The 24,977-nt window shown below is 29.9% G+C and carries 28 protein-coding genes; 22 read left to right on the plus strand and 6 right to left on the minus strand.

Annotation, left to right across the window (positions count from 1 at the left end; genetic code table 11):
- Window positions 1-376 precede the first annotated feature (376 nt).
- Window positions 377-1,975 (plus strand): CTP synthase, encoded by a 1,599-nt coding sequence (gene pyrG, locus AC5M21_RS08075; protein WP_008789216.1) that lies wholly within the window; start codon window positions 377-379, stop codon window positions 1,973-1,975.
- A gap of 182 nt (window positions 1,976-2,157) precedes the next feature.
- On the opposite strand, the gene AC5M21_RS08080 is transcribed toward pyrG, so the two are convergent.
- Window positions 2,158-2,784 carry a GNAT family N-acetyltransferase gene (locus AC5M21_RS08080; protein ID WP_008789217.1) on the minus strand — a complete coding sequence of 209 codons (627 nt, stop codon included), beginning with the start codon at window positions 2,782-2,784 and terminating at the stop codon, window positions 2,158-2,160.
- 85 nt (window positions 2,785-2,869) lie between these two features.
- Here AC5M21_RS08080 and AC5M21_RS08085 point away from each other — a divergent pair, with 85 nt between their 5' ends.
- The 9 genes from AC5M21_RS08085 (at window position 2,870) to AC5M21_RS08125 (ending at window position 10,417) form a co-directional block, all read left to right on the plus strand.
- Window positions 2,870-3,721, plus strand: coding sequence for a MerR family transcriptional regulator (locus tag AC5M21_RS08085; protein WP_117599008.1), 852 nt, complete (start codon window positions 2,870-2,872; stop codon window positions 3,719-3,721).
- A gap of 252 nt (window positions 3,722-3,973) precedes the next feature.
- Window positions 3,974-4,327 carry a VOC family protein gene (locus AC5M21_RS08090; protein WP_008789219.1) on the plus strand — a complete coding sequence of 118 codons (354 nt, stop codon included), beginning with the start codon at window positions 3,974-3,976 and terminating at the stop codon, window positions 4,325-4,327.
- Between the two features lie 137 nt (window positions 4,328-4,464).
- On the plus strand, window positions 4,465-4,845 hold the full coding sequence (locus AC5M21_RS08095) for an ArsR/SmtB family transcription factor (RefSeq protein ID WP_008789220.1): 381 nt from the start codon (window positions 4,465-4,467) through the stop codon (window positions 4,843-4,845).
- The gene (locus AC5M21_RS08100; RefSeq protein ID WP_008789221.1) at window positions 4,835-5,581 is read left to right on the plus strand and encodes an EFR1 family ferrodoxin; all 747 of its coding nucleotides are present in this window, start codon (window positions 4,835-4,837) and stop codon (window positions 5,579-5,581) included. The genes AC5M21_RS08095 and AC5M21_RS08100 overlap by 11 nt, the downstream gene beginning before the upstream one ends.
- 12 nt (window positions 5,582-5,593) lie before the next feature.
- Window positions 5,594-6,247, plus strand: coding sequence for an HAD family hydrolase (locus AC5M21_RS08105; protein WP_008789222.1), 654 nt, complete (start codon window positions 5,594-5,596; stop codon window positions 6,245-6,247).
- A 251-nt stretch (window positions 6,248-6,498) separates the two neighbouring features.
- Complete coding sequence (locus AC5M21_RS08110; RefSeq protein ID WP_008789223.1) at window positions 6,499-7,347, plus strand: Cof-type HAD-IIB family hydrolase; 849 nt, start codon at window positions 6,499-6,501, stop codon at window positions 7,345-7,347.
- Between the two features lie 49 nt (window positions 7,348-7,396).
- Window positions 7,397-8,248 (plus strand): MurR/RpiR family transcriptional regulator, encoded by an 852-nt coding sequence (locus AC5M21_RS08115; RefSeq protein ID WP_008789224.1) that lies wholly within the window; start codon window positions 7,397-7,399, stop codon window positions 8,246-8,248.
- A 79-nt stretch (window positions 8,249-8,327) separates the two neighbouring features.
- Entirely contained in the window at window positions 8,328-9,323 is a 996-nt protein-coding gene (locus AC5M21_RS08120; protein WP_008789225.1) for a Gfo/Idh/MocA family protein, read from the plus strand.
- 71 nt (window positions 9,324-9,394) lie between these two features.
- Complete coding sequence (locus AC5M21_RS08125; RefSeq protein ID WP_008789226.1) at window positions 9,395-10,417, plus strand: MerR family transcriptional regulator; 1,023 nt, start codon at window positions 9,395-9,397, stop codon at window positions 10,415-10,417.
- Here AC5M21_RS08125 and AC5M21_RS08130 read toward each other — a convergent pair.
- Window positions 10,403-11,104: a hypothetical protein gene (locus tag AC5M21_RS08130; protein ID WP_017144048.1), complete on the minus strand. Its 702-nt coding sequence runs from the start codon at window positions 11,102-11,104 to the stop codon at window positions 10,403-10,405. The two genes, AC5M21_RS08125 and AC5M21_RS08130, sit on opposite strands and share 15 nt — an antisense overlap.
- A 98-nt stretch (window positions 11,105-11,202) precedes the next feature.
- Here AC5M21_RS08130 and AC5M21_RS08135 point away from each other — a divergent pair, with 98 nt between their 5' ends.
- The 6 genes from AC5M21_RS08135 (at window position 11,203) to AC5M21_RS08160 (ending at window position 15,349) form a co-directional block, all read left to right on the plus strand.
- Window positions 11,203-11,829: a GTP pyrophosphokinase gene (locus AC5M21_RS08135; RefSeq protein WP_017144049.1), complete on the plus strand. Its 627-nt coding sequence runs from the start codon at window positions 11,203-11,205 to the stop codon at window positions 11,827-11,829.
- Between the two features lie 194 nt (window positions 11,830-12,023).
- Complete coding sequence (gene ispF / locus AC5M21_RS08140; protein WP_008789230.1) at window positions 12,024-12,503, plus strand: 2-C-methyl-D-erythritol 2,4-cyclodiphosphate synthase; 480 nt, start codon at window positions 12,024-12,026, stop codon at window positions 12,501-12,503.
- Window positions 12,504-12,506: 3 nt separating this feature from the next.
- Entirely contained in the window at window positions 12,507-13,943 is a 1,437-nt protein-coding gene (gene gltX, locus AC5M21_RS08145; protein WP_008789231.1) for a glutamate--tRNA ligase, read from the plus strand.
- Window positions 13,944-14,051: 108 nt separating this feature from the next.
- Window positions 14,052-14,189, plus strand: a complete 138-nt coding sequence (locus tag AC5M21_RS08150; protein ID WP_278666241.1) for a hypothetical protein — start codon at window positions 14,052-14,054, stop codon at window positions 14,187-14,189.
- A gap of 246 nt (window positions 14,190-14,435) precedes the next feature.
- Window positions 14,436-14,813 carry a hypothetical protein gene (locus AC5M21_RS08155; RefSeq protein WP_488154017.1) on the plus strand — a complete coding sequence of 126 codons (378 nt, stop codon included), beginning with the start codon at window positions 14,436-14,438 and terminating at the stop codon, window positions 14,811-14,813.
- Between the two features lie 74 nt (window positions 14,814-14,887).
- A complete protein-coding gene (locus tag AC5M21_RS08160; protein WP_008789233.1) occupies window positions 14,888-15,349 on the plus strand; it encodes a GNAT family N-acetyltransferase in 462 nt (153 codons plus the stop codon).
- Between the two features lie 335 nt (window positions 15,350-15,684).
- Here AC5M21_RS08160 and AC5M21_RS08165 read toward each other — a convergent pair whose 3' ends face one another.
- The 3 genes from AC5M21_RS08165 to AC5M21_RS08175 all read right to left on the minus strand — a co-directional run bounded on the left by AC5M21_RS08165 (window position 15,685) and on the right by AC5M21_RS08175 (window position 16,787).
- Complete coding sequence (locus tag AC5M21_RS08165) at window positions 15,685-15,885, minus strand: hypothetical protein (protein ID WP_017144051.1); 201 nt, start codon at window positions 15,883-15,885, stop codon at window positions 15,685-15,687.
- A 225-nt stretch (window positions 15,886-16,110) separates the two neighbouring features.
- The gene (locus AC5M21_RS08170; RefSeq protein WP_008789235.1) at window positions 16,111-16,428 is read right to left on the minus strand and encodes a hypothetical protein; all 318 of its coding nucleotides are present in this window, start codon (window positions 16,426-16,428) and stop codon (window positions 16,111-16,113) included.
- Window positions 16,428-16,787: a hypothetical protein gene (locus AC5M21_RS08175; RefSeq protein ID WP_008789236.1), complete on the minus strand. Its 360-nt coding sequence runs from the start codon at window positions 16,785-16,787 to the stop codon at window positions 16,428-16,430. The genes AC5M21_RS08170 and AC5M21_RS08175 overlap by 1 nt, the downstream gene beginning before the upstream one ends.
- A 231-nt stretch (window positions 16,788-17,018) precedes the next feature.
- On the opposite strand from AC5M21_RS08175, the gene AC5M21_RS08180 reads away from it, so the two are divergent.
- From AC5M21_RS08180 to AC5M21_RS08200, 5 genes are all read left to right on the plus strand, one after another.
- Complete coding sequence (locus tag AC5M21_RS08180) at window positions 17,019-18,146, plus strand: helix-turn-helix domain-containing protein (RefSeq protein ID WP_008789237.1); 1,128 nt, start codon at window positions 17,019-17,021, stop codon at window positions 18,144-18,146.
- A 178-nt stretch (window positions 18,147-18,324) separates the two neighbouring features.
- Entirely contained in the window at window positions 18,325-19,119 is a 795-nt protein-coding gene (locus AC5M21_RS08185) for an immunoglobulin-like domain-containing protein (protein ID WP_008789238.1), read from the plus strand.
- A gap of 64 nt (window positions 19,120-19,183) precedes the next feature.
- Window positions 19,184-19,678: a rhomboid family intramembrane serine protease gene (locus tag AC5M21_RS08190; protein ID WP_017144052.1), complete on the plus strand. Its 495-nt coding sequence runs from the start codon at window positions 19,184-19,186 to the stop codon at window positions 19,676-19,678.
- Window positions 19,675-20,118 (plus strand): YaiI/YqxD family protein, encoded by a 444-nt coding sequence (locus AC5M21_RS08195; protein ID WP_008789240.1) that lies wholly within the window; start codon window positions 19,675-19,677, stop codon window positions 20,116-20,118. Before AC5M21_RS08190 ends, AC5M21_RS08195 begins: the two co-directional genes overlap by 4 nt.
- 145 nt (window positions 20,119-20,263) lie before the next feature.
- Window positions 20,264-22,720 carry a GGDEF domain-containing protein gene (locus AC5M21_RS08200; RefSeq protein WP_008789241.1) on the plus strand — a complete coding sequence of 819 codons (2,457 nt, stop codon included), beginning with the start codon at window positions 20,264-20,266 and terminating at the stop codon, window positions 22,718-22,720.
- 22 nt (window positions 22,721-22,742) lie between these two features.
- Here AC5M21_RS08200 and AC5M21_RS08205 read toward each other — a convergent pair whose 3' ends face one another.
- On the minus strand, window positions 22,743-24,059 hold the full coding sequence (locus AC5M21_RS08205; protein ID WP_008789242.1) for an MATE family efflux transporter: 1,317 nt from the start codon (window positions 24,057-24,059) through the stop codon (window positions 22,743-22,745).
- A 64-nt stretch (window positions 24,060-24,123) separates the two neighbouring features.
- Between AC5M21_RS08205 and AC5M21_RS08210 the strand changes: the two genes are divergently transcribed.
- Window positions 24,124-24,951, plus strand: a complete 828-nt coding sequence (locus AC5M21_RS08210) for a MerR family transcriptional regulator (protein ID WP_008789243.1) — start codon at window positions 24,124-24,126, stop codon at window positions 24,949-24,951.
- Window positions 24,952-24,977 lie beyond the last annotated feature (26 nt).

Below are 24,977 nucleotides of genomic sequence, written 5' to 3' on the forward strand. Positions count from 1 at the left end.
AAATGTTTAAAAGTGTAGTGTTTATGCGGATAATCTAAAATTAAATATAAAATTTAATATAAATTTTAGCTGAATTTAACGTAGCAACAATACTTATTTAAATGACCATCTTATTAAAAAACGAGAATATTAAATACAGGAAGTTAAAAATCTATCAAATGAGATATTTGGTTTCTTAATTAATTCAAAGAAACGTATATCTTAGCTCATTTTGGATAACATTTGAATAAGTTGTGAAATGGTAATATATTCTTATAGAAATATAGATAAAAAATAATTGCATTAATAATTATTTTTTGCTAGAATGAGAAAGGGCACTCACGGCTTTCCGTTGAAGTGCATTTTTTATTGGAAAAATAAGGAAGGAGACAAGCAAATGGCTAAATTTATATTTGTTACAGGTGGAGTTGTTTCAGGACTTGGAAAAGGCTTAACAGCTGCATCTTTAGGTAGAATATTAAAACAAAGAGGACTAAAAGTATTTATGCAGAAATTAGATCCATATATTAATGTGGATCCAGGAACAATGTCACCTTTTCAACATGGTGAGGTTTTTGTAACAGCTGATGGTGCAGAAACAGATTTAGATTTGGGACATTATGAAAGATTTATAGATGAGGAATTGAATAGAAATTCATCGATTACAACAGGCAGAATTTATAGCAATGTGATTTCTAAGGAACGTAAAGGTGAATATCTTGGGGCAACAGTTCAAGTTGTTCCTCATATCACAAACGAAATTAAAGCAAAGATTTACGCTGCTGCAAAATCTAGTCATGCTGACATTGTGATTACTGAGATTGGTGGTACTGTTGGAGATATCGAAAGTTTACCATTTATTGAAGCTATCAGACAGGTGCGTTTAGATTTAGGCTATGAGAATACTCTTTATATTCATACGACTTTATTGCCATATATTGGGGCAAGTCATGAAGTCAAAACAAAACCTACACAACATAGTGTTAAAGAATTAAGAGGTTATGGAATTCAGCCAGATATGATTGTTTGTCGTAGTGAAAAATATATTGATCAAGATTTAAAAGATAAAATCTCTTTATTTTGCAATGTACCTACAAAAGCAGTTATTTCAAATTATGATGTTGATGTTTTATATGAATTACCAATGATGTTATTGGATCAGCATATGGATGACTTAGTTTTGGAACATTTGAAAATAGATGCACCTCAAGCAAATATGAGTGAATGGAAGGAATTAATAGAGAGAGTTAAAGGTGTTGATAAAGAAGTCACAATTAAAATGGTTGGGAAGTATGTTCAACTCCCAGATGCTTATTTATCAGTCAATGAAGCTTTAAGACACGCGGGTTACTATGAAAATAGTACAATCAATATTGAATGGGTGAATGCCGAAGATGTGCATACAGATAATGTTCAAGATTTGCTAGGGGAAGCTGATGGTATTTTAATACCTGGAGGTTTTGGTGAACGTGGAATAGAAGGTATGATTATTGCTATACAATATGCAAGAGAAAATAATATACCATTCTTAGGAATTTGTTTAGGTATGCAACTAGCTTCTATTGAGTTTGCTAGACATGTATGTCATTTAGAAGATGTTAATTCTATGGAGTTTAACGAATTGTGTCGAACACCTCTTATACATTTAATGAGTGATCAATCATTAGATGATATGGGTGGAACACAAAGACTAGGAAACTATGATTGTGAACTATTAGAAGGAACAAAAGCACAATCTCTATATGGAAAAAATCTCATTCAACAAAGGCATAGACATCGATATGAGTTTAATAATAAATATAAAGATGTATTACAACAACATGGACTGATTATTTCAGGTAGAAATCCTGAAAGAGATCTAGTGGAGATTATTGAATTAAAAGATCATCCTTATTTTGTAGCAGCACAATTTCATCCTGAATTCGCTTCGCGACCTAATCGAAGTGAACCTTTATTTCAAGGGTTTATAACCGCTGCTTGTCAAAATAAGAAATAAATAAAAAAGAAACTATGTAAGCAGAAGATAATCTATCTGCTTACATAGTTTTATTATTGCTGACTATATCTATTATGATATGATTCTTATATAAAAAGAAATTTTTTACGTCTTTAACGAATAGAATAGAACAAGACATGTGATTATCAGATTATTTTCGTTAAATGATTTGTTTCCAATGTTTAAATCTGATATGAGTAAATAAAGAATTTCATAACTTGTTTTTGATTTGCGATATCCATAGTCAATGATTTTTCATGTTCTCTTCTCATACCTTGGTGTTCATAAAATCCATAGTTACAACTTGTATCAGTAAATAGATAGAATTGCTGAATATTTTGTTCCTTCATATAATAAAGCAAAGATTCAAACAAATTCTTGCCAATACCTAAACCACGATAATTTTCATCAATAGCGAAAAACGAAACTTCACCTTGAAAATCTATTTCACAATGATCTAACAATTCTCGATCAATCCCATCCACATCTCTAAAGAGATGAATAGCTTGACGACCTTCATATGATAGTAAAAGTGAAATAATTGAAATCATTTGTTTTATACGATATCGAAATGGACATTTATGTCTAGCAATATTTTTCCCCATAATAATGCCTATAGGGCAATTATCGATAACAGCTACTTTTGTATAAGTTTGATTTGCTAAACAGCTGTATAGAAAAACTTTTGCAAGTTTATTAGCAACTTTATGACTACAGAATTCATCATAATGCCAAGTCTTTCTAATGATGTCTATCATTTCTCTTGTATCTTCTTTTTGAAACTCTCTCAATATCATTTTATTTTTCATTGTTTATAACTCCTTTTCATTGTTTTGTATATCTTGTATACTTATCTTAAAGTATCCAGTAACTGTAGAGTCAAGAGGAAAGAGTATGAATAAGAAGATAATGAAATTAACAACATCACGATTTTCAAAATTACACCATTTGAACAAACGAACATTACATTATTATGATGATATTGGATTGTTTTCTCCACGTTATAAAGGTAAAAATCAATATAGATACTATGATTATGCACAGAGTGTAGATTTAGAATATATATTGATGTTAAAAGAATTAAATATGAGTTTGGATGAAATAAAAACTTATCTTAATCATCCAGATGTTTTGGCTTTTCAAGAAATTGCCAAACAAAAAATAGGGGAAATTGATACAGAAATACAAAGATTAAAAAGGGCTAAACAAATTCTACAAAAGAAGCAACAACAACTTTTATTGTGTAAAAAAATACACAATCATCAAATTGAAATTATAGATTGTGAAGAACAATATATACTTATATCACCGTATAGTTTTGTAGATGATGATATTGAAACAGCTTATGCCCATATCAAGCAAGCATGGGAACCAGAATTATATCGAATGGGTTTTGGAAGTTATATTTCTATAGACAAAATCAAGCAAGGAGATTATGATGAATATGAAGGTTTTTTTATACCAATAACCAATCGTATTAAGAATGCTGATTTAGTGATAAGACCAAAAGGAAAGTATGTTGTTGCATATCTTTTGGGTGAATGGAGTGGACTTTCACAGTTATATCAAGAAATATTAGAGTATGCATCATGCCATCATCTCAATTTAATAGGATATGCTTATGAACTGGGACTAAATGAATTTGCGATTGCCAATATGGACGAATATATAACGCAGATTATGATAAAAGTGGAGGAGACTAAGGACATCACACGTAGGAACTCAAAATATGGCAACAGAAGATGATTATTAAGACACTTTTCATATACAGATGAAGATATTCAATCAATGTATCGAGAACCAGTTTATTGCACTTTAGAAGAATTGAGGAGAGTATTGGATTCATAAAATCCAAATCTGTTATATGGCTCAAAATCTTGTATCAAAGCAAGTTGTTTTAAAATGTAGGTTTCAATATGAGAGAATTTTTTATAAAGATGGTATGTATGTAGAGAAATTGTATTATTCAATTTTAAGGAAGGAGTATAGTCAATTCATATGGAATGTTATATAAAATCAATGTATTTATGTGTCAATGATATGGATAGAGCGATTCATTTTTATGAAGATTTTTTTGAACAAGAGGTATTGATTAGGGATGAAGTTTATAGTATTTTTGATATTCATGGTTTTCGATTTGGGTTGTTTGCATATCAGAAAATGGGTGAGGAACATATTTTCGGAAGTAATTGTTTGCCAAGTTTAGAAGTTGAAAACTTAAATATTTTGCAATCAAAGATTCAACAATTAGAGATTTGTTTTCCATTAACACAAATAGGAGATAACTGGGTTGTTGAATTTATTGATAGTGAAGGCAACCATATTGAACTAACAACACCTATAGTAAAATAAAGGAGAAAAATATTAATAAGACAGGTAACAATTTCATTAGTATTTGATAGGTTGGTACGGATTTGCTTAACCAATGTTGCGACTTTTCCATTTTATGTATATAATGGTCAATGAATATTGACGAAAGGAAAAAGGATATGGGAGAGACAAGAAAGACTTTAGCAAAAGAATTTAATGATTGTCGACCTATTCTTTCTGTGTTAGGTGACACGACAAGACAAAGTATTATTTTATGTTTATTGGAAAATATGAAAACAGGTGGTATGAGAGTTGGTGAACTTGTCGACGAGATTCATATTTCTAGGACTGCTTTATCACATCATTTAAAAATCTTAAAAGGTTGTGGAATTGTTGGGATGCGAGAAGAAGGAACTAAAAACTTCTATTATCTTAATTATCGAAGTAGTCGTGTGACATCACTTATTCGGTTGTTTAGAAAAATTGAAGAAGTCCAGCAGGATAATTGTGAAGCTTGTGAGGAACGATATTGTGAGGGAGTGATTCATCATGATTTATAATATTTATTTTAGTCCAACAGGGAGTACTCAAAAAGTAACAAGTTTTTTAGCTAATCAAATAAATACGTGCACTGATGTTGATCTATCTCTACCTAAAAATAATTTTTCTATTAATATAGGAAAAGATGATTTTTGTATTGTTGGTGTTCCATCGTTTGGTGGACGAGTTCCTGATATTGCGATAAAAAGATTATCTCAATTAAAAGGTCATCAAACACCTGTTCTTGCTGTGGTGACTTATGGTAATCGGGCATATGAAGATACGTTATTAGAACTCAAGGAAACACTAGAACAACAAGGTTTTATTTGTATTGCAGCAATTGCTTGTGTGGCAGAGCATTCAATCATGCATCAGTTTGCAAAAGGAAGACCAAATCAAGATGATTTAAATGAGATGGCAGGATTTATGGAAGAGGTAAAAAAACGCTTGAAAAAACAGGCTATATCTGTATATGTCCCAGGCAATAATCCGTATAAAGAATACCATGTTATTCCCTTGCATCCTAAAGCATCAAGCACATGTCATCAGTGTGGATTATGTGCACGCCGCTGTCCTGTTCAAGCGATTCCACTTGATAATCCTCAAGAGATAATGAAAGGTCAATGCATTTCATGTATGCGTTGTGTCCATATCTGTCCACAACAAGCTAGAAAATGCAGTTCTATAAAAATAAAAATGGCATCACAAAAGTTACAAAAGCAATGCATGGTAAAGAAAGAAAATGAATTTTTTTAGGAGGAAAAGAAAATGATAAAAGCAGTTTTGATTGACCATATGGGAACACTTGTCTATGAACAAAGTGAATATTTAGAAAAATTAATGAGTGAGTGTGTTAAGAATTGCCCTGATTGTGATTCTCAAACGATTACAAAATATTGGTTTACAAAACATGATGAACTCCTTAAAAAATATAATGGAGAGAATTATAAAACTGAATATCAAATTGCATGTGAAGCATTTGAATGCACCAAAGCAGAACTTGGGTTGTTAGGTGATAGTCAACATTATACAGATATGTTAGCAGAACATTGGAAAAACACACCTGCATTTGATGATGCTTATGATTTCTTTGCTAAATGTCAATTACCAATTTATATCCTCACTAACAATGATACAAAATATGTAGAAGAAAGCATGAATCGTTTAGAGCTGCAACCAAAAGCAATTATCTCAAGTGAAATGACACATTATTATAAACCAGCCAAAGAAGCGTTTGAGAAGGCCTTAGAAATCATCGGATTAGATGCTCAAGAAGTTATTTATATAGGAGATAGTCTCGGAAAAGATATCTTAGCTGCTCAAGAAGTAGGAATTCAACCTTATTTCATTGGTAAAGAACATGTTGATGATGAAAATATCAAAGTTTTAGAAACTTTGTTAGATATATTTCAGTATATTTAGCCCAATTGGGCTTTTTTTATAATGAGTGATTTTTAAAATAGAATATAGCAAAGAGGAACAAATCTTGATAGAGTACAAAAAATATACAAGTGAACAATTAAAATTGGTTAGAAAATTGATATGAGAAAAATATGTCACATCACTATTTGAAAAAAGACAGTTTGTGATATGTTTTTTTCAATATTTGCAAGAAATATTGATAGTCTAGAAAAATAGTATATCATAGAAACTAAGAATAAGGAGGAAATGAGATGAGCGTAAGAGTTATTATCATGGATGTTGATGGAACATTAATGAATAGTCAAAAAGAATTAAGTCCTAAAACTAAGGAAACATTAATTCGTGCAGAAAAAGCAGGTGCTATTTTAATTTTAGCTTCTGGAAGACCAACATCTGGATTATTAGATTTGGCAAAAGAATTAGAAATGGATAAACATCATGGGTTATTGGTTTCATATAATGGATCAAAAGTTATTGATTGTGAAACAATGGAAACATTATTTAATCAAGCATTAAGTGTAGAAGAAGGAAAAGCTGTTTTAGAACATATGAAATCTTTTGATAAAGTAAGACCTATGATTGATAAAGGGGAATATATGTATGTGAATAACGTTTATGATAATATGATTCAATGGAATGGGGCACCATTTGATGTTATTCAATATGAATCACGTGGTGGAAAGTTTAAATTATGTGAAGTTGATGATTTAGCAGAATTTGTCGATTTTGAACTAAACAAGATTTTAACTACGAGTGACCCTGAGTATTTACAAGAACATTATCAAGAAATGATGGAACCATTTAAAGATAAATTAAGTTGTATGTTTACAGGTCCATTCTATTTTGAATTTACTGCTCAAGGAATTGATAAAGCCAAAGCTTTAGATACTGTTTTAATTCCAATGGGATATAAAAAAGAGGAAATGATTGCTTTTGGTGATGGTCATAATGATGCTTCAATGGTGAAATATGCTGGTATTGGTGTTGCTATGGAAAATGCTGTTCAAGATTTAAAAGATGTTGCTGATGAAGTGACATTATCTAATGATGAAGATGGCATTGCAGTATGTTTACATAAACATATGCCAGAATTGAATTGATTTGTGCCTAAACTTAATATCATATATAATGTTCATGAGGTGAAAACTTATGAACATTTTTAATAAACTTGAGCAGCTTGTTGATTTAACAGATAATGAGAAAATATTAGTTTGTTATATGAAAGAGCATACGAATGACTTTATTCGTTTAAGTGCAAAAGACATTAGCAAGACATGTTTCGTCTCTGTTTCAACCTTATATAGATTATGCAATAAATTAGATGTGAGTGGACTTTCAGAACTCAAAGTCCATATTTCTGCATCTATTGAAAATCATTTAAAAGAAGAGAAAAAGTTTGATTATAATTTTCCTTTCAAACAAAATGAAACACAATATCAAATAGTTCATAAATTACAAGAAGTTTATGAACAAACAATTACATCTACATTAAATTTAATAGATCTCGAACAATTGCGATTAATTGCAAACCAAATGAGAAAAGCTAAAAGCATAGATGTTTATACTTCAGCAGGAAATATTTATTTTGCTGAAAACTTTAAATTTCAAATGCAAGAAATAGGAATCAATATTCATGTTCCTTTAGAAGAATATCAGCAAAGATTAGCTGCAGCAATGAGTAATCAAGATCATGTTGCACTTGTCATATCTTTTGGAGGACGAGGAAGTTCAATAGGTGCAATTACTGAATTGTTGAAGAAAAATAAGACACCAATAGTTTTAATCTGTTCTACTTTAGAAAACCCTTTAAAGAATTCTGCTGATTATATTCTATACATGAGTTCACATGAAGATCATTATAATAAAATATCGTCCTTCTCAACAAGAATGTCATTGCTTTATATCTTGGATAGTCTTTATACATGTTATTTTAAATTAGACTATGATAGAAATATTAAGAATAAATTAACTTATTACGAAAAGATGACACAAATAAAATAAAAATATTTCGTTGATAAATCTTGAAAAAAACGATGATTATTATTTTAATCATGTTAAAATAAATTAAGGAGGCGATAGAATGAAATTAGGAATTGTAGGAACTGGTATGATTGTCAACGATCTTCTATCTTTTATTCATGATATAGAAAGTATCGAACTGATTCATATTTCAGGTACAAAGCGTAGTGAAGAAAAGGTAAGAGAGTTGAAAGAAAAGCATCATTTTCAAAGGTGTTCAGTTTCATATGATGAATTATTGAATGATATTGAAGTTGATACTGTTTATGTAGCATTACCAAACCATCTTCATTATTCATATACAAAACTTGCTTTAGAAGCACATAAAAATGTTATTTTAGAAAAACCAATGACATCTACAATAGAAGAAGCCAAGGAGTTAAAAAAATTAGCAATTCAAAATCATTTATTTCTATGGGAAGCGATTACGAATCAATACTTACCAAACTTTTATAAAATAAAATCATTGCTAAATGAATTAGGTCATATAAAGATTGTTGAGTGCAATTATTCTCAATATTCTTCAAGATATAATGCATTTAAGGAAGGAATGATTTTACCAGCTTTTGATTATACAAAATCAGGTGGAGCTTTAATGGATTTGAATATTTATAATATTCATTTTGTTGTAGGATTATTTGGGAAACCAATTGATATTGAATATTATCCAAATATAGAAAAAGGGATAGACACATCAGGAATACTTATTTTAAAATATGATACATTCCAATGTGTCTGTATAGGAGCGAAAGATTGTAAAGCACCATTATCTAATAATATTCAAGGAGATAGAGGATGTATTCATATTCCAACACCAGTAAGTTATATAGGTTCGTTTGATTTATTGATGAATGATGGGTCTACACAAACAATTAATGAAAATAATGATGTTCATAGAATGTATGAAGAGTTTTTTGAATTTAGCAGAATGTATGAACAGAATGACTATCAAAAGTGTTATGACATGCTAGAACATAGTATGATCGTGACTGAAATACAAACTATAGCTAGAAGAAAAGCCGGCATTCTTTTCCCAGCAGATGATGAAAATATGTAAAATAAGTTTATTTTGTATTGACCATCGAGCAACTCTATAGTCTAGAATAGAGTGAGAAAGAAGGGGATACTATGAAAACAAATGATTTAGAAAGAGATTTGGGATTATCAAAACATACTATTCGTTATTATGAAAAAGAGGGCTTTATTCAGCCTCAAAGAGATGAAAATGGTTATCGTAATTACAATTCTAATGATGTACAAGTCTTAAAGTTAGTTAAATTTTTAAGAAATCTAGAAATTTCTATTGATGATGTCAAAGCCATCTTAAATGGTGAATTAGATTTTCATGAATGTTTAAAAATTAATCAAATTCATTTGGATAAACAGATTGAAAGCATAAAAGAAATTAAAGAAACAATAGAAGATTACCATGATAAAGATCTTCCTTTAATATCAGAATTAGCAGAAGTAGAAAAGAGTACAAGTCAAGCTAGACTAGGATTTCAAAAAACAACCAAAACTGTTTCTTTGGGAAGAAAACTGACCAAACCTTGGGCAATAAGGCAACTCTTTTATAGTTTAATTGGTTCTTTGGTTATTGGGTTTGGTTTAGGAAGGTTCTTTGTTATTGCAATAGATATTCCAACAGTTCAAGGTATTGTGATTTGTCTAGCAATAACAATTTTCATGGAGATTATTCTTATAGGATTTGCTTGTAGGAATACATCACCAACGATGCTAGATAATTCAATTGATCAGTCTGTAGAATTTTTAAGAGATGGAATATGTTATTATGAGTTTACTGGACCGATTCATAATTTACAGTATTTTATTGCTGTATTATTAGGAAAAGATGAAGCAATGATGCATTATTATCGATATGATGAAATTGAAAAGGTGAGTGTTATTGGGAAAAGGCGTTATATGAAATTAGGAAGTCCAATTGCATATGTAGTGTATACTGCTGATTTTTTGTTTGAATTTCAGGATGGTAAAAAATTTTATTTTTACTGGCCAATGATTCTTGATGATGATGCTCGTTATATAGCAATTATTTTAGAAGAAAAAATAAAAGACATTAGGGATCGTCACAATATCCTTCATGCCTTTAAGAATGGTATCAATCTAACAGATTATTTAATTGATCAATAGTTTTAAGGAACGCTCTACTTCCATAAGGATAGTAGGGTGTTTTTGTTGTGTTTGTAATTCTTGTAATAAATCAATAGCCATTGGAAACGCACTCAAACAAGTCATGAGTTTCCAAAGCATAAGATCGTCATCCCAATAATTTAATATACATGTTTTGATATATTCATAAGTCTCTTTATTGACTAAAGATTGATGATAAAAACAAAGAAAGCCAAAAGCATCTATAGCTTCTAATAATTGCGAATAAGAAAGTTGAGGTAATTCTACAAAAAAATCTTGGAATCGTTGCACCTCCATATGTGCTAAGCTTCTTGCAATGAGATCTCTTGGCAAAGGATAACTTTTTTTCTTTGATCCTCTTAATGGGATAGCTCGATATTGATTGTCTCCAATACACCCTAAATATTGACACATTTTAGATATCTGCCCATATTGAGATAATTGGGTTTGTATTTCAATTTTTGTATAAAGTGCTTTTTCTTTAACAAGCTGTTGGAGTAAAACATCAGTGAATTGTGGATGAGTGTTATATTTTTTAGAAAGAAGATGTATACAGGCTGTACGCCAATCAGCATGAGATGATTGTAGTGTATCTATAAGCTCTTTATAAGAGGCTTCCTGCAGTTGATTGCACAGATTCATATCTAACATTCCTCGCTTTTTATAATCAGATTGAGAGCTTTTCATATCCATTCTCCTTTGTTTAATGATATCACTCATTTTCCCATATATTGTAGATAATCACAAGATAATTAGTTAGTAAAATGATAGTGAAGGTGAAAAAAATGAAACTAGAGCAAGCATTTAAGGATTATAAACAATTAAGACAAATGATGTATCCGTATCGTACAGCAACGCATATTATAAAAGCAAAACTGGAAAGTATTGATGATGAATTGAAATGTGAAAATACATATAGTCCTATTCATATGATTCAATCAAGAATAAAATCTCCTGAGAGTATAATAGATAAATTAGAACGCAAAGGATATCCGAAAACAAATAATGGGATGAAATGTCTTAATGATATTGCAGGCATTAGAGTCGTTTGTCATTATATTAATGATATTCAGTATATATCACAATTACTTTTATTACATGAGGACATTCGCTTGATTAAAAAATCCAATTATATAGATTATCCTAAAGAAAGTGGATATCGTTCGTTACATCTTGTTGTGAAAGTTCCGATTTATACAAAAGATGGAATCATTAGTGTCCCAGTCGAAATTCAGTTACGTACAATAGCTATGGATTGCTGGGCCAGTCTAGAACATGAATTATATTATAAAAACCATTATACTGTGTGTGAAGACATGAGTAGACAACTTAAAGAATGTGCGGAACAAATGGCTAAAACAGATGATAAAATGCAAAAGATTTATCAACAGCTTCATAATAAAACTCAGTAATATGATAAATATGTTATTAAGTTAAAATAAGAAAATATGATCATATATAATAGAATCAAAAAAGCGTTAATTTTATCCTAGTTGAGGATAGAAGTAGAAAAATGAGTCAATTTCCATAAATAGTAATAGGAAGATAAGTTTGCTTTTGTATATTCAAAGAATTTGTGCTAGAATAGGTCAGGAAGGTGATAAACATGATGAGAATTGGGCAATCTATAGATATTCACCAATTAGTTGAAGGACGTAAGTTAATTCTTGGTGGTGTTGAGATTCCATTTGAATTAGGATTAAAAGGGCATAGTGATGCAGATGTTTTGTTGCATGCTATTATTGAAAGTATCATTGGAGCAATGGGTTTAGGTGATATTGGAAAACATTTTCCTGATACAGATCCTAAGTATAAAGGTATTTCTTCAATGGTTCTTTTACAACATACATATGAATTCATGGAACAAGAGGGATATGAGATTGGGAATATTGATAGTATAATCATGTGTGAGGAACCAAAAATGGCTCCATACATTATAACTATGCGAGAGAATGTTGCTCGTGTTTTACATTGTGATATCACACAAGTGAATATAAAAGCAACACGTGGTGAGAAATTAGGTTTTGTGGGAAGAAAAGAAGGTATTGTTTCTCAGAGTGTTGTGTTATTAAATAAGAAAGGATAAATTATGGATAAAGTAAGAGTAAGATATGCACCAAGTCCAACAGGACATTTACATATTGGTGGTGCCAGAACAGCATTGTTTAACTATTTATTTGCTAAACATCATGGTGGAGATTTTATTTTCAGATTAGAGGATACTGATATTGAAAGAAATATTGAAGGTGGCGAAGCAAGTCAATTAGAAAATTTGGAATGGTTAGGAATTATTCCTGATGAGTCACCATTGAAACCAGTAGAAAAATATGCACCATATAGACAAATGGAAAGATTAGATATTTATAAAAAATATACTGATATTTTATTAGAAAAAGGATATGCATATAAATGCTTTTGTACATCAGAAGAATTAGATGCAGAACATGAAAAACAGGTTGCTGCTGGTGTTGCTCCTAAATACAATAGAAAATGCTGTGATTTAACAGCTGAAGAAGTGAAAGCAAAAGAAGATGCAGGAATGCCTTATACAATTAGAGTCAAAGTTCCTGCTGGAAAAACTTATGAATTTGAAGATATGATTAGAGGACATGTTTCTTTTGAATCAGAAGATATTGGTGATTGGGTATTGGTTAAAGCCAATGGAATTCCAACATATAATTATGCAGTTGTTATTGATGATCATTCTATGGATATAACACATGTATTTAGAGGTGAAGAACATTTAAGTAACACACCGAAGCAATTAATGATTTATGAAATGTTAGGCTGGGAAGCACCAACTTATGGTCATATGACTCTCATTGTTAATGAAGATAGAAAAAAACTATCTAAACGTGATGAATCAATTATGCAATTTGTTTCTCAATATAAAGAAGAAGGATATTTACCAGATGCAATGTTCAATTTTATGGCGTTGTTAGGTTGGTCACCAGAAGGTGAACAAGAAATCTTTGATCATGATGGTTTAATTAAAGAATTTAGTGAAAAACGTTTATCTAAATCACCATCTATGTTTGATAAAGATAAATTGAAATGGGTTAATAATAGATATATTAAAGAAAGATCTTTAGATGAAGTTATTGATTTGTGTTTACCATTCTTACAAGAAGTATATGATCTATCTCAACATGATGAACAATGGATAAGAGATTTAATTGCTGTCTATCATGATCAATTATCTTATGGTAAAGAGATTGTTGAGCTTGTTTCCTTATTTTTTGAAGATGAATTACATTTAGATGATGAATCAAGAGAGTTTATGAAAGGTGAGTCAATTCCAAACACATTAAAAGTTTTTAAGACAAAATTAGAAGAATTAGAAGAGTTTACAAAAGAAAATATCCAAGCTGCTATTAAAGCAACTCAAAAAGAAGCTGGAGCAAAAGGAAAAATGTTATATATGCCAATTCGTATTGCAACAACTGGAATTATGCATGGTCCTGATTTGGCAAGTTCAATTATGTTACTTGGAAAAGAAAAAGTATTAGGAAGATTAGAAGGATAATTCATATCCTTCTTTTTTAAATAAAAACGGTACAAAAATGCAAATTATCCGCATAAATACATCATTTAGAGGGATTTAAAAGAAAAAATATTAGGCGATTTACAACAAATGAAAGAGCCTTATATAACGACTTATGCAAAGAAATACAGAGTTATGAAAGAACGACATTTCAAACAGAGTGTCTTTTTCTATGCAGTGAAACAGCAGATTATTTCATTTCTGCTTGATTGTTCTATAACTTATTAGTCTATCGTTTGTCAAGGGCTTGTTACGTAAGCAATGCTGAATAACACCCTTTAAAAATCATAGGCTGATAAGTAACTTTTCAAAAGCAAAAAAGAAATGACAGCGCTTAAAAGAGCGTGATATAATGTTGGTGTAGATAAATTGGTATTTGTAGGAGTATGATTGGATGTCAAAGTATAGTTTAAATGTTGCTCTTCAATATGGAGAAAAGTAAAAAAATTTTAGTAATTTAGATGAGGCAGAAAAATATTATTTAATAAATTAGAAGTATTATGTAAAGATAATTTTTCTTTTTTACCAGATTATACTTTTGATAGTTTAAAGCAATTAGAAAAGTGGTATTTTGATTTATTTGAAAATAATTTATTTGATACTATTGGTTTGGATCGAAAAGAATTTGAGAATTTGATGTCTGTTTATTTTGGAGAAGTCGTAGTTAGAAATAATGATAATGCAAAGTGGGTTGTAGAAGAATATGCTTTTGTAGAAGGAAAATATGAATTGATGGTTAATAAGGGCTTATTAAGTATGAGTATTGATAATAAGTGTAATAATTGGTTTAATGAACCATGCAATAAAAAACATAATTTATTATTTAGACAATATAATAGATATTTTAAATGATAAGCTAAACTATCTAAAAAATATAGTATTTAACAGAAGCTGTTTAATGAGAATTTATGAAAAGGAACATGAAGATGAAAATTAAGCTAATTGAGGATTATGAGGATAAGCAGAAAATTGCAAGACAACTATTAGAAGCACTGCCTGAGTGGTTCGGTATAGAAGAAGCAAGGGAGAATTACATTAAAGATAGTACAGACCAACTTTTCTTTGTTGCACTTGATGAAAATCAAGCAACAGGTTTCTTATGCTTGAAAGAAACGAGTAAGGATACACTGGAACTGAGTGTGATGGGCGTGTTAAAGGAGTATCATCGCCAAGGAATTGGGAAAGAGCTATTTTTGAAGGCTAAGAGGTTTGCATCAGAAAATGGATATTCGTTTCTTCAGGTAAAGACTGTTCAAATGGGACATTACGAAGAATATGATAACACCAATCGTTTCTATCTCGGTTTAGGATTTAAGGAATTTGAAGTCTTTCCTACTCTATGGGGCGAATGGAATCCTTGCCAAATTTATATAATGTCACTACGATAAACCTGCTAATAAAAATCAAGTATGTTTTTGAAATAATCAATCAGTTTTCTAAAGCATAATGAAAAGACCATAAAAATATGGTTTTTAAAATATGAGTATTATATGTTTTATGTATCGCCTTTTTCCGATTCACTTAATACTTTTGATACACGTGAATGATATATCCTTAGAAATTTATTATAGGCAGCTATCATGGATACTCTATACGGCTTTCCCTCTGCACGTTTCTTTAAAAAGAATTGACATACAGTGTCACCAGTCAAAAACCTTTGGAGCTTGTTTTATGTAATAGAGCTGGCGGGCTTCATTTTCATTTTGGCGGTATCCTTTTTTCTTTAACCAGTTAAGATACTTCTTAATGAATACTTTCTTTGAACTCTTTGTAATATTATCACAATGCCAATTGTCAAAAATAAAGTCACAAGCTTATCTTTGCCATTATAGCGATTAAAATCATCTAATAGACCATATGCATCAGGCATTGTTTGATCAATTAATTGATTCAATAACTGACAACGAGCGACGTAGGATTTCAAATACTGCTCGTATTGTTTTCCTAATAGAAGGAGTTCCTGACGCTCTTGAGTTCTGTCAATCTGCTGCTTTGTACGATACCATAAATCAATACTATATTGAGCTATAATTAATGAATCAATATGATCTGTTTTAGGGTTACGAATGCCTTGGCATCATTTCTAATGGATTGATGATAGAGACAAAGAAATCTTTTGACCTAAAAAATAGTCATAACATGACTATTCTTAAAGAAGAAAATATTGAATCATCCCAATGAGTGTGCCTAAAACAATTGACATTATGATCATTGGAGGTGTTGATTTCTTATCCTCTTTTGCTACTATAATAATAGTTGGTAAGGCTAATGCGAAACCTACAATACTACCTTTTAACCACCAAGTTATTCCATATAAATCAATATTAAATATTACAAATGGAAGTATGAAATAAAAAACATAAGCAGATATAATTGAATATTTATCTAATCTCATTTTGATCATAGGTAAAACATCAATTGCTCCTACAACAATTCCGATTATACAAGTTAATAAAATTTCCATCATTACACTTTTTCCTCCTGATATTTTCTTTTACATTCTACACACACAATCTCAAATTTATAATCTTCTAACTTTTCTGAAAAAATAGTAAGTAATGGTGAATGATCGTGTGGGCAACATAATCTATTTTTAATAATAATGAATTTATCTTGAGAAGTTTTTATATAGTTACTATCTTGAAAAGCAATATGCATATGTCCATGATGACCACATTTACACTTATAATCAAAGGTAAAATGGTCATAAGTCACATAACATAAATAACCAATATTTTGACCACAATAATCACAGTATATCCAACCACCATATGTACTAGCTAGTCTTGTATTGATGAGTTCTTTAACCTTTGGAATTCTTGCCATAATATATCCCTCCTTTTATGACTGTATTAATTATGTCTCTATTCTATTTTTCTTCTCTTTTATTAGACAGTCTTTTATGTGTTATGTGACAAATAAATTGAATTATTTTTAATATTTTTTATTTTTACTGTATAATTATGATAAGCAACGATACGTATCATCAATTCTACGAATTGATGGTAGTGAGAAGATGGGGAATATCTTATATTAAAAGAGAGAGGGGAGAAAAGTATGACATTAGGAAAAAGAATTCAATATTATCGTAAAAGAAAACAATTAACTCAAGAGGAATTAGCTGAAAAATTAATGGTTTCTAGACAGGCTATATCAAGATGGGAATCAGATAATAATGAACCGGATGTAAAAACATTACTGATTCTTGCTAATATCTTTGAAATAACTGTTGATGAATTGGTTAGAGAAAATGAAGTGAATATTGATAATCAAAATATTATAGAAAATGGAAGCGAAGATATAATCATACATCAACAAGAGGAAATCCTTAGAACGCATCGTAAGAATCATAGATTGTTAGTTATTGTGACTTCAATTGTTCTTATCTTATTAATGGTTTTTGTCATATGTCCTTTATTGACATCATTAGGAAATATCACTTATGAAACATCATCATTACCTGAAGTTGAGAAAGTGAATAATATGACATATCAGATCTCAAAGAGTCAAGTCATACGTGGATTAAACATCAATGTAGGAATTACAAGTTATCAACAACAAAAGATTCGTTTTGAAGGATTTTTATCACTTATTGGTACAAGATATGAAGAATCAGATAAACGAATGATTATTCATTATGATAATAATACGACAGAGACATTAGAAATTTTTGAAAATATATCTAGTGATTCTTCTGATCCTCAGTTTATGTTTAATAAAGAAATAGCAGCAAGAGATATAAAAAGTATAACGTTTATCATTGGTGAACAAACAATAAACGTTACAGATATTGCATTTCCTATTGAAGAATATCTATATGGCTTAAAAATAAATCCTCAGTTTTCTAATCAGGATAATAAAAGTTTTTTCATTGATTTATGTTATATAAATTCAGAAGATGGGATAGGATATTTAGGAGATGATATACAATTTGAAACATGCATGCATATCTATCAGGAAACTTCTGCCATGGAGGAATTCGAGATAATAGATCAACTGCGTCAAGATCAGAAAGTTGAAGTTTATAAGAATAATCAGTTGATTCATACTGAGAAAGTGACGTCAAAAACGATAACAGAATTGATTCATGTTGAAGAGACATATGATATAAATGCAGAATATAAAATTATATATTCGTTTAAGACACCACTAGGAAAGACAATTACTTATGAGATAATACATTAGTTGAAGAATCAGGTAAACTTCTGGTTCTTTCTTTTTGACTACAAATAATATAAAAGGTTATTTGTTTTATGTTGCACTTTATTTATGATATCTTTTTGACAAACAACATTATAAATGTGATAATATGACACAGGAATTTCACATTTGTATGATATAATAATTATCGGAGGTGTACGCAATGCAAAATAAGATTATAATTTCTATCTTATCTGGTTTTATTTTGGTAGATGTCTTGTTGATCTATTTAGCATTGACAATTTCACCAATTAAGTTAAGAAGGAATAGTTTTACGTATCAATATGGTGAGGAAATTTCTACAAATGTTGTTGATTATGTTGATGCGAATCCCTCTGTTTTGGAAAGTGTGAAGTTAGATTTATCACATGTATCTACAGAGGTTGGAAAATATCAAGGAACTATTGAATACTTTGGAGAAAAGCAAACTTTTGAGATATTAGTTGTTGATACTGTAAAACCAAAGGTACAATTAAAAAAAGTGCAATGGAATATCCAATTAGGACAGACCATTAAAGCAGAAAGTTTAATTAAAAATATAGAAGATCGTTCTCAAACAGAAGTTTATTTCTATGATGAGAAGTCGAAGCAGAAATCGAAGTCAAAATCTTATAATGTTGAAGGTTCATATATTGAAAAGATAGTTGTTGAAGATGAACATGGAAATCAATCTTCAGCTTTAAGAGTAAAGATTGTTGTTGAAGCAAATAAGGTTTTACCTGAAATTAATGGTGTTAAAGATATAACAATTAAAGTTGGTGAAAAGATTGATTTATTAAAAGGCATTACAGCTATTGATGATCTTGAAGGAGATATTACATCTCGTATCATTGTTGAAGGAACAGTTAATAGTGAAGAGCCAGGAGATTACCAGATTGTTTATACAGTTAAAGATAATGCTGGTAATGTTGGTAAAAAAGTTAGAAAGGTAACAGTTGTCAAAGATGATAGTGACTAATATAATTTTAATTATTTGTGCAGGCGTATTTATTTATATAAATTTTGTTCAGCAAGGAGATAAAATGGATTGTGCATTGAGGTTAGGTGCATTTTATCCACCAAATGTTAGAGAGAGAAAAGAATATTGGCGTTTTATGACTTGTCATTTTATTCATATTGATTTCTTGCATTTTCTAATGAATGCATATGCTATTTATGAATTGGGAAAATTCTTTGAATATATATTAGGGACTGGAAGTTATCTTATACTTGTAGTTGTATCTATGTTGTTAAGTTCGCTGATGTGTTATAGTGCAGCTGAGATATCTAGTCGATATGACTGGACAGTGACTATTGGTGCAAGTGGGATTGTTTATGGTTTCTTTGGTGCGATTTGTGCATTAGGTTTTTTAGTTGGTGGGATATATATGAATTTATTGGAACAGTTTTTAACTGTTATCTTCATCAATTTACTCTATACATTATTTAATCCACGCATATCAAAAACTGGTCATCTTGGAGGCTTTATTGGAGGCATACTAAGCATTGTTATTTTGCTTGTTTTGAAATTAATATGAGACTTTTAATTGATGGAGATGCTTGTCCTAATAAGGAAGAAGTGAAAAATTTAGCACAAAAATATGGTATAGAGATGATTGTTTTTGCGGATTATGCTCATCTATTAGAAGATGATTATTATCATGTTGTTCATTGCGAAGTTGGACGTGATAGTGTAGATATGCAGATTATTAATCAGGCTCGACCATATGATTTGGTTGTTACTCAGGATTATGGATTAGCGAGTTTATTATTAGGAAAACAAGTGAAGGTTATACATGTTTCTGGAATGATAATAAATATTGATAATATTGATCAGTTGTTAATGTCACGATATATTTCAGCAAAGCAAAGGCGTGCTCAAAAACATCTTAAGGGACCCTCTAAGAGAACTTTGGAGATCAAAAATAAATTTTTAAATACACTAGAGAATTTGCTTGAAAATAAGGATATTATTTAATTATGAATAGTATTCTTTTTTTATATTTTCTTTTTTTGAAACGAGGCAGTAATCATTGACATTAATAATCTATTGTGAGTATTATAAGAATATATTGTATCAAAAAAGGAAGATTTGTATAAATAAGATGAGGAGGGACGAATAGATGAAGAAATTAGTTACAATTTTAACTTTATTCATTATGATAATAACATGTATTGTTCCGCTCTCTGCAAAAACAAAAGTAAAGGTAGCATATCCTATTCAAGATGGTCTAACTGAAATTTCAGAGAATGGGGTGTTTTCTGGATATACATATGATTATTTAAAAGAACTTGAACGTTTTACAGATTTTGAATTTGAATTTGTAACTTTAGAAGGAGATGTAAATGATCAACTTGTAGCTGCACTAGAAAAGGTTAAAAATGGTGAATTAGATCTTATGGGGGCCATAATATATGATGAGAGTTTAGCATCTATATATGATTATACTTCAACCAACTATGGTATGGGAAATATGGCATTATATGTATCAGCCAATAATGCCAATATTAATGAGACAAATATTTATTCTATGAAAAATCTAAAAGTGGGTGTTTTATCATCATCAAATAAAAAGAATCCTAGTTTAGATAAGTTTGGAGAAACAAATGGAATTGTTATTGAACAAGTTTGTTATGATTCATTTGAAAAGATGAATCAAGCTTTAGAAAAGGGCGATGTTGATAGTATTTCAGTTTCGGAACAATCTGCATTAAAAGGAAACTATAGGGTTGTTGCAACCTATTCTCCAAGACCATTTTATTTAGCCACAACAAAAGGGAATTCTCATCTTATTTCTGAACTTAATGATGCTATGACGAAACTTAATAAAGAACAACCAACTTTAATGAGTGAGTTACATGATGAATATTTTTCTTTAAGAAATAACGAGTTTAGTTTAACTGATAGTGAGAAAGCATTTATTCAAGAGAATCCAGTTATTGAAGTTGCGTTCTTAGGTGGAAAGGCACCATTCCAATCGATGAATGGTCAAGGAGATATCTCAGGTATTACAGTAGATGTACTTGATAGTATTGGTAAGTTAGCTGGCATACAATTTAAGTATGTATATACGGAATCATATGATGAATATCGGAAATGGGTATCTGAAGGGGATTATATGTTATTAGGGGGGATTGCATCTCCTTATCATTCACAAGAAGAAAAATATACATTATCACGTTCTTTTTTAGAGTCAAGCGTTGAGCTTGTCTTAGTTAAAAACATAGAAGCTACAGATATATATAATCACACAATTGCTTTGCCGAAGGGTATTAGCGTTACGAATGACTATGAAGGAAAAGTGAAGTATTTTGATAATCCACTTGCATGTTTGGATGCGGTTGAAAGTGGAAAAGCGGATTATACTTACTTAAATAGTCACACAGCCATGTTTTACAATACATCATCAAAATATGATAATATTAATATGATTCCACAGGAAAAGAATTATAGTCAAAAAACAAGTATAGCAATTAGAAATGACGTTTCATCGCAATTGACCAATATTATTAACAAGGGAATAGATAGTGTAACAGCATTACAAATACAAGATATTGTATTTAAAAATGCTACATACGTAAAAGAAGACTTATCATTAATTGATTATATTCAGGAAAATCCAGTAGAGTTTATACTCTTTGGATTGGTGCTTCTTGGACTCTATCTATCTTTGCGTTATTATACAAAGCTAAAAAATGATAAGAAAATTCGTAGAGAATATGAAAGATTTCAACAAATAAGTGAACTGTCAGGTGATTGTTTTTTAGAATATAATATTGCTAAGGATTGCTTGACCTTAAGTGGAGGTGGTGCATTCTTATTGAGTTCTGTTTTAATATATCCGGATTATCTAAAAAATTGTTATCGAGAAAGTGAAAGAATTCGTTCAGTATTAAATACTTTACAAACATTTAATGAAGAATGTTATATAGAATTTTTAGATGGTGAAAAACGTTGGCAGAATGTATTGTTGCAGCCAATTTATGATAATCAAAATCAAGCTACTCATATCATAGGGAAAGTAACAGATATACAAGCTCAAAAAGAAGAACAATTATTATGGCGTGAGCTTGCTCAAAGAGATAGTTTGACAAAAATCTATAATTCTGCAGCATGTCGAGATCTCATTAATAAATTTTTAGAAGAAGAAAAGAATTATAAAGGTAGGCTTGCTTTTATTATTTTAGATATTGATCATTTTAAATCTATTAATGATCAGTATGGTCATTATTTTGGTGATCGTGTTCTTCAGGAATTAGCAATGACTCTATCACGAGTAACGAAATCTACAGATATTCTTGGCCGTGTTGGTGGTGATGAGTTCATTATAGGTTTAAAATATCCTGAAAGTATAGAGTATGTAGAGGTTTATTGTCAACGATTGTTAGAGGTAGTATCTCATCATATATGTAAGGATAAAGAAATAGATGTAACAGTAAGTTTAGGAGTTGCTTTTTCAAGAAAAGCCAATACTTTTGATGATTTGTATCAGTTTGCTGATCAAGCTTTATATCAAGTGAAGAAGACAGGTAGAAATCATTATCAATTATATAACACATTAGAAAAGGACGAAAATTAATGTTTCGCCCTTATTTTTATTATCATAGTGTTTGAATAAGATGATATTTGTTATGCAGTAGAAATGCAATAAATAAAACAATGAGTTCGGTAAGAGGAAAAGCCAACCAAACACCAGTTAATGAGAAGAACTGAGATGTGACTAAAACAATAGGTATAATTAACAACCCTCCTCTTAAAATAGATATTAAAAAAGATGGTTTGACTTTTTCAACAGATGCAAAATAGGAAACTGCAATCATATTAATACCAACACAGAAGAAACCAGTAAAATAATACAATAAGCCATTTTTAGCAATTTCTGTCATGACAATATTGTTTTCACTATTAAATAAAGAAATAATATTTTCTGGGAACATAAAGATAAGAATATAGACAATTCCAGAAACAATTAAACTCATAACAATAGCGTAACGAGTAATTGTATGAATTAATTCATTTTGATGATGACCATAACATTGACTTAGCAGTGGCTGAATCCCTTGGGCTATACCTGTATAAAAAGATGTTACAACCAAAGCAAGATTACATACAATTCCATAACTTGCAACTGCAATATTTCCACCAATATTAAGAATAACAATATTGAAAATAAAAATAATAACGCCACCTGATAATTCCGTTACAAATGATGGAATCCCAATAGTTATAAAATGATAAAGATGTTCATAATAGAGTTTTGTTTTTACAAAAGTAAAGTTATTTCTCTTTTTAGCAAAATGGAACATACAAATCAATAAAGAAACAACAGGTGAAAATCCAGTTGCTAAAGCAGCACCAAACATACCTAATTGACAAGGAAATACTAAAATATAATCAAAAATAATATTGAATAATGTTCCCATTAACATAGCAATACTGGCAAGTTTAGGATTATGATCATTTCTAACAAATGTTACCATAATTTGATTGAGTATAAAAAAAGGTGTAAAAATAATAAATGTACGCAAATAATCAACCGCAATAGGCAGAACTTCACTATTTCCACCTAATAATTGAACTATAGTTGCTGGAAAGAAGATTCCAATAATCATAAAAGGAATAGAAATAATGAGACCAACAATTAGAGATTGACTAAAATATTGATTCGCTTCATGATGTTTATCTTGACTCTTTAAAATAGAAAAACGTGTTGCTGCTCCCACACCTAACATTGTACCTAAACCGAATATAATATTATAGATAGGTAAATCTAAATTCAATGCAGTTAATCCTAAAGGACCAACACCATTAGCTATAAATAAAGTATCTGCTAGTATATAACAAGATAAGCCTATCATACTAAGCATACTTAAGCTTGTGTACTTAATAAAGGTTGCAAATATATTTTTTCTGTTCATAAAATTCACCTCCCATGCTATAATAAACTATGGTGTTACCCTATAGTCAAGGAGGAAAATAAAAATGTCTCAATATTATCAAACATACTATACAACTGGTGAATTTGCAAAACTATGTCATACAACCAAAGAAACACTTTTTCATTATGATCAGTTAGGATTGCTTAAACCAGATCTTGTTAAAGAAAATGGCTATCGTTATTATTTATCTAAACAATATTTTGAATATGATTTTATCAAAGTTCTTCAAGAAGCAAAGATGTCATTAAAAGAGATTCAACTTTTTATGAAAGAAAGAAACAGTCAGAATTTTGTGAATATTTTAAGTGAAAAAAATCAGGAATTAGAAAACGAAAAAAAGAAGATTCAAAGAATGCAATACCGTATTCAACAAGCTATTCATATGACTGAATATGGAATGAAGACAAAACACATGGAACCTTTTTTTGAAGAGTGTAAAGAAGAACATCTGTTGACTATATCTTTACCTGGTCGACAAATGACTGATAAAGAAATGATGACTTATATTAGTGAACACTTGGAGTATTGTCATCAGAATCATTTGACAGAGGAATTGCCAATTGGAAGTATTGTTTATAAAAATCAATATTTAAAGGGAAGTTATAATGAAAATTGTTATTATGTTAGAATAGAAAAGAAACGTAAAGATGATAATTATTGGTTGAAACCTAAAGGTTTATATGGCACAATTCTTCATGAAGGATTCTATGATACTATACATGAATCTGTTTGTAAATTATTGGATTTTATTGAGAAAGAGGGTTATCAAGTGATTGGTGATATGTATGAATATGAGATTCATAATCATTTTACATCCCAAGATATTTATAAGTATCTTATACAGATATCAATACCAGTTGAGAAAAGATAGACAAAATATATAAAATCATTTAGTAT

The organism is Coprobacillus sp. (genome assembly GCF_984815275.1).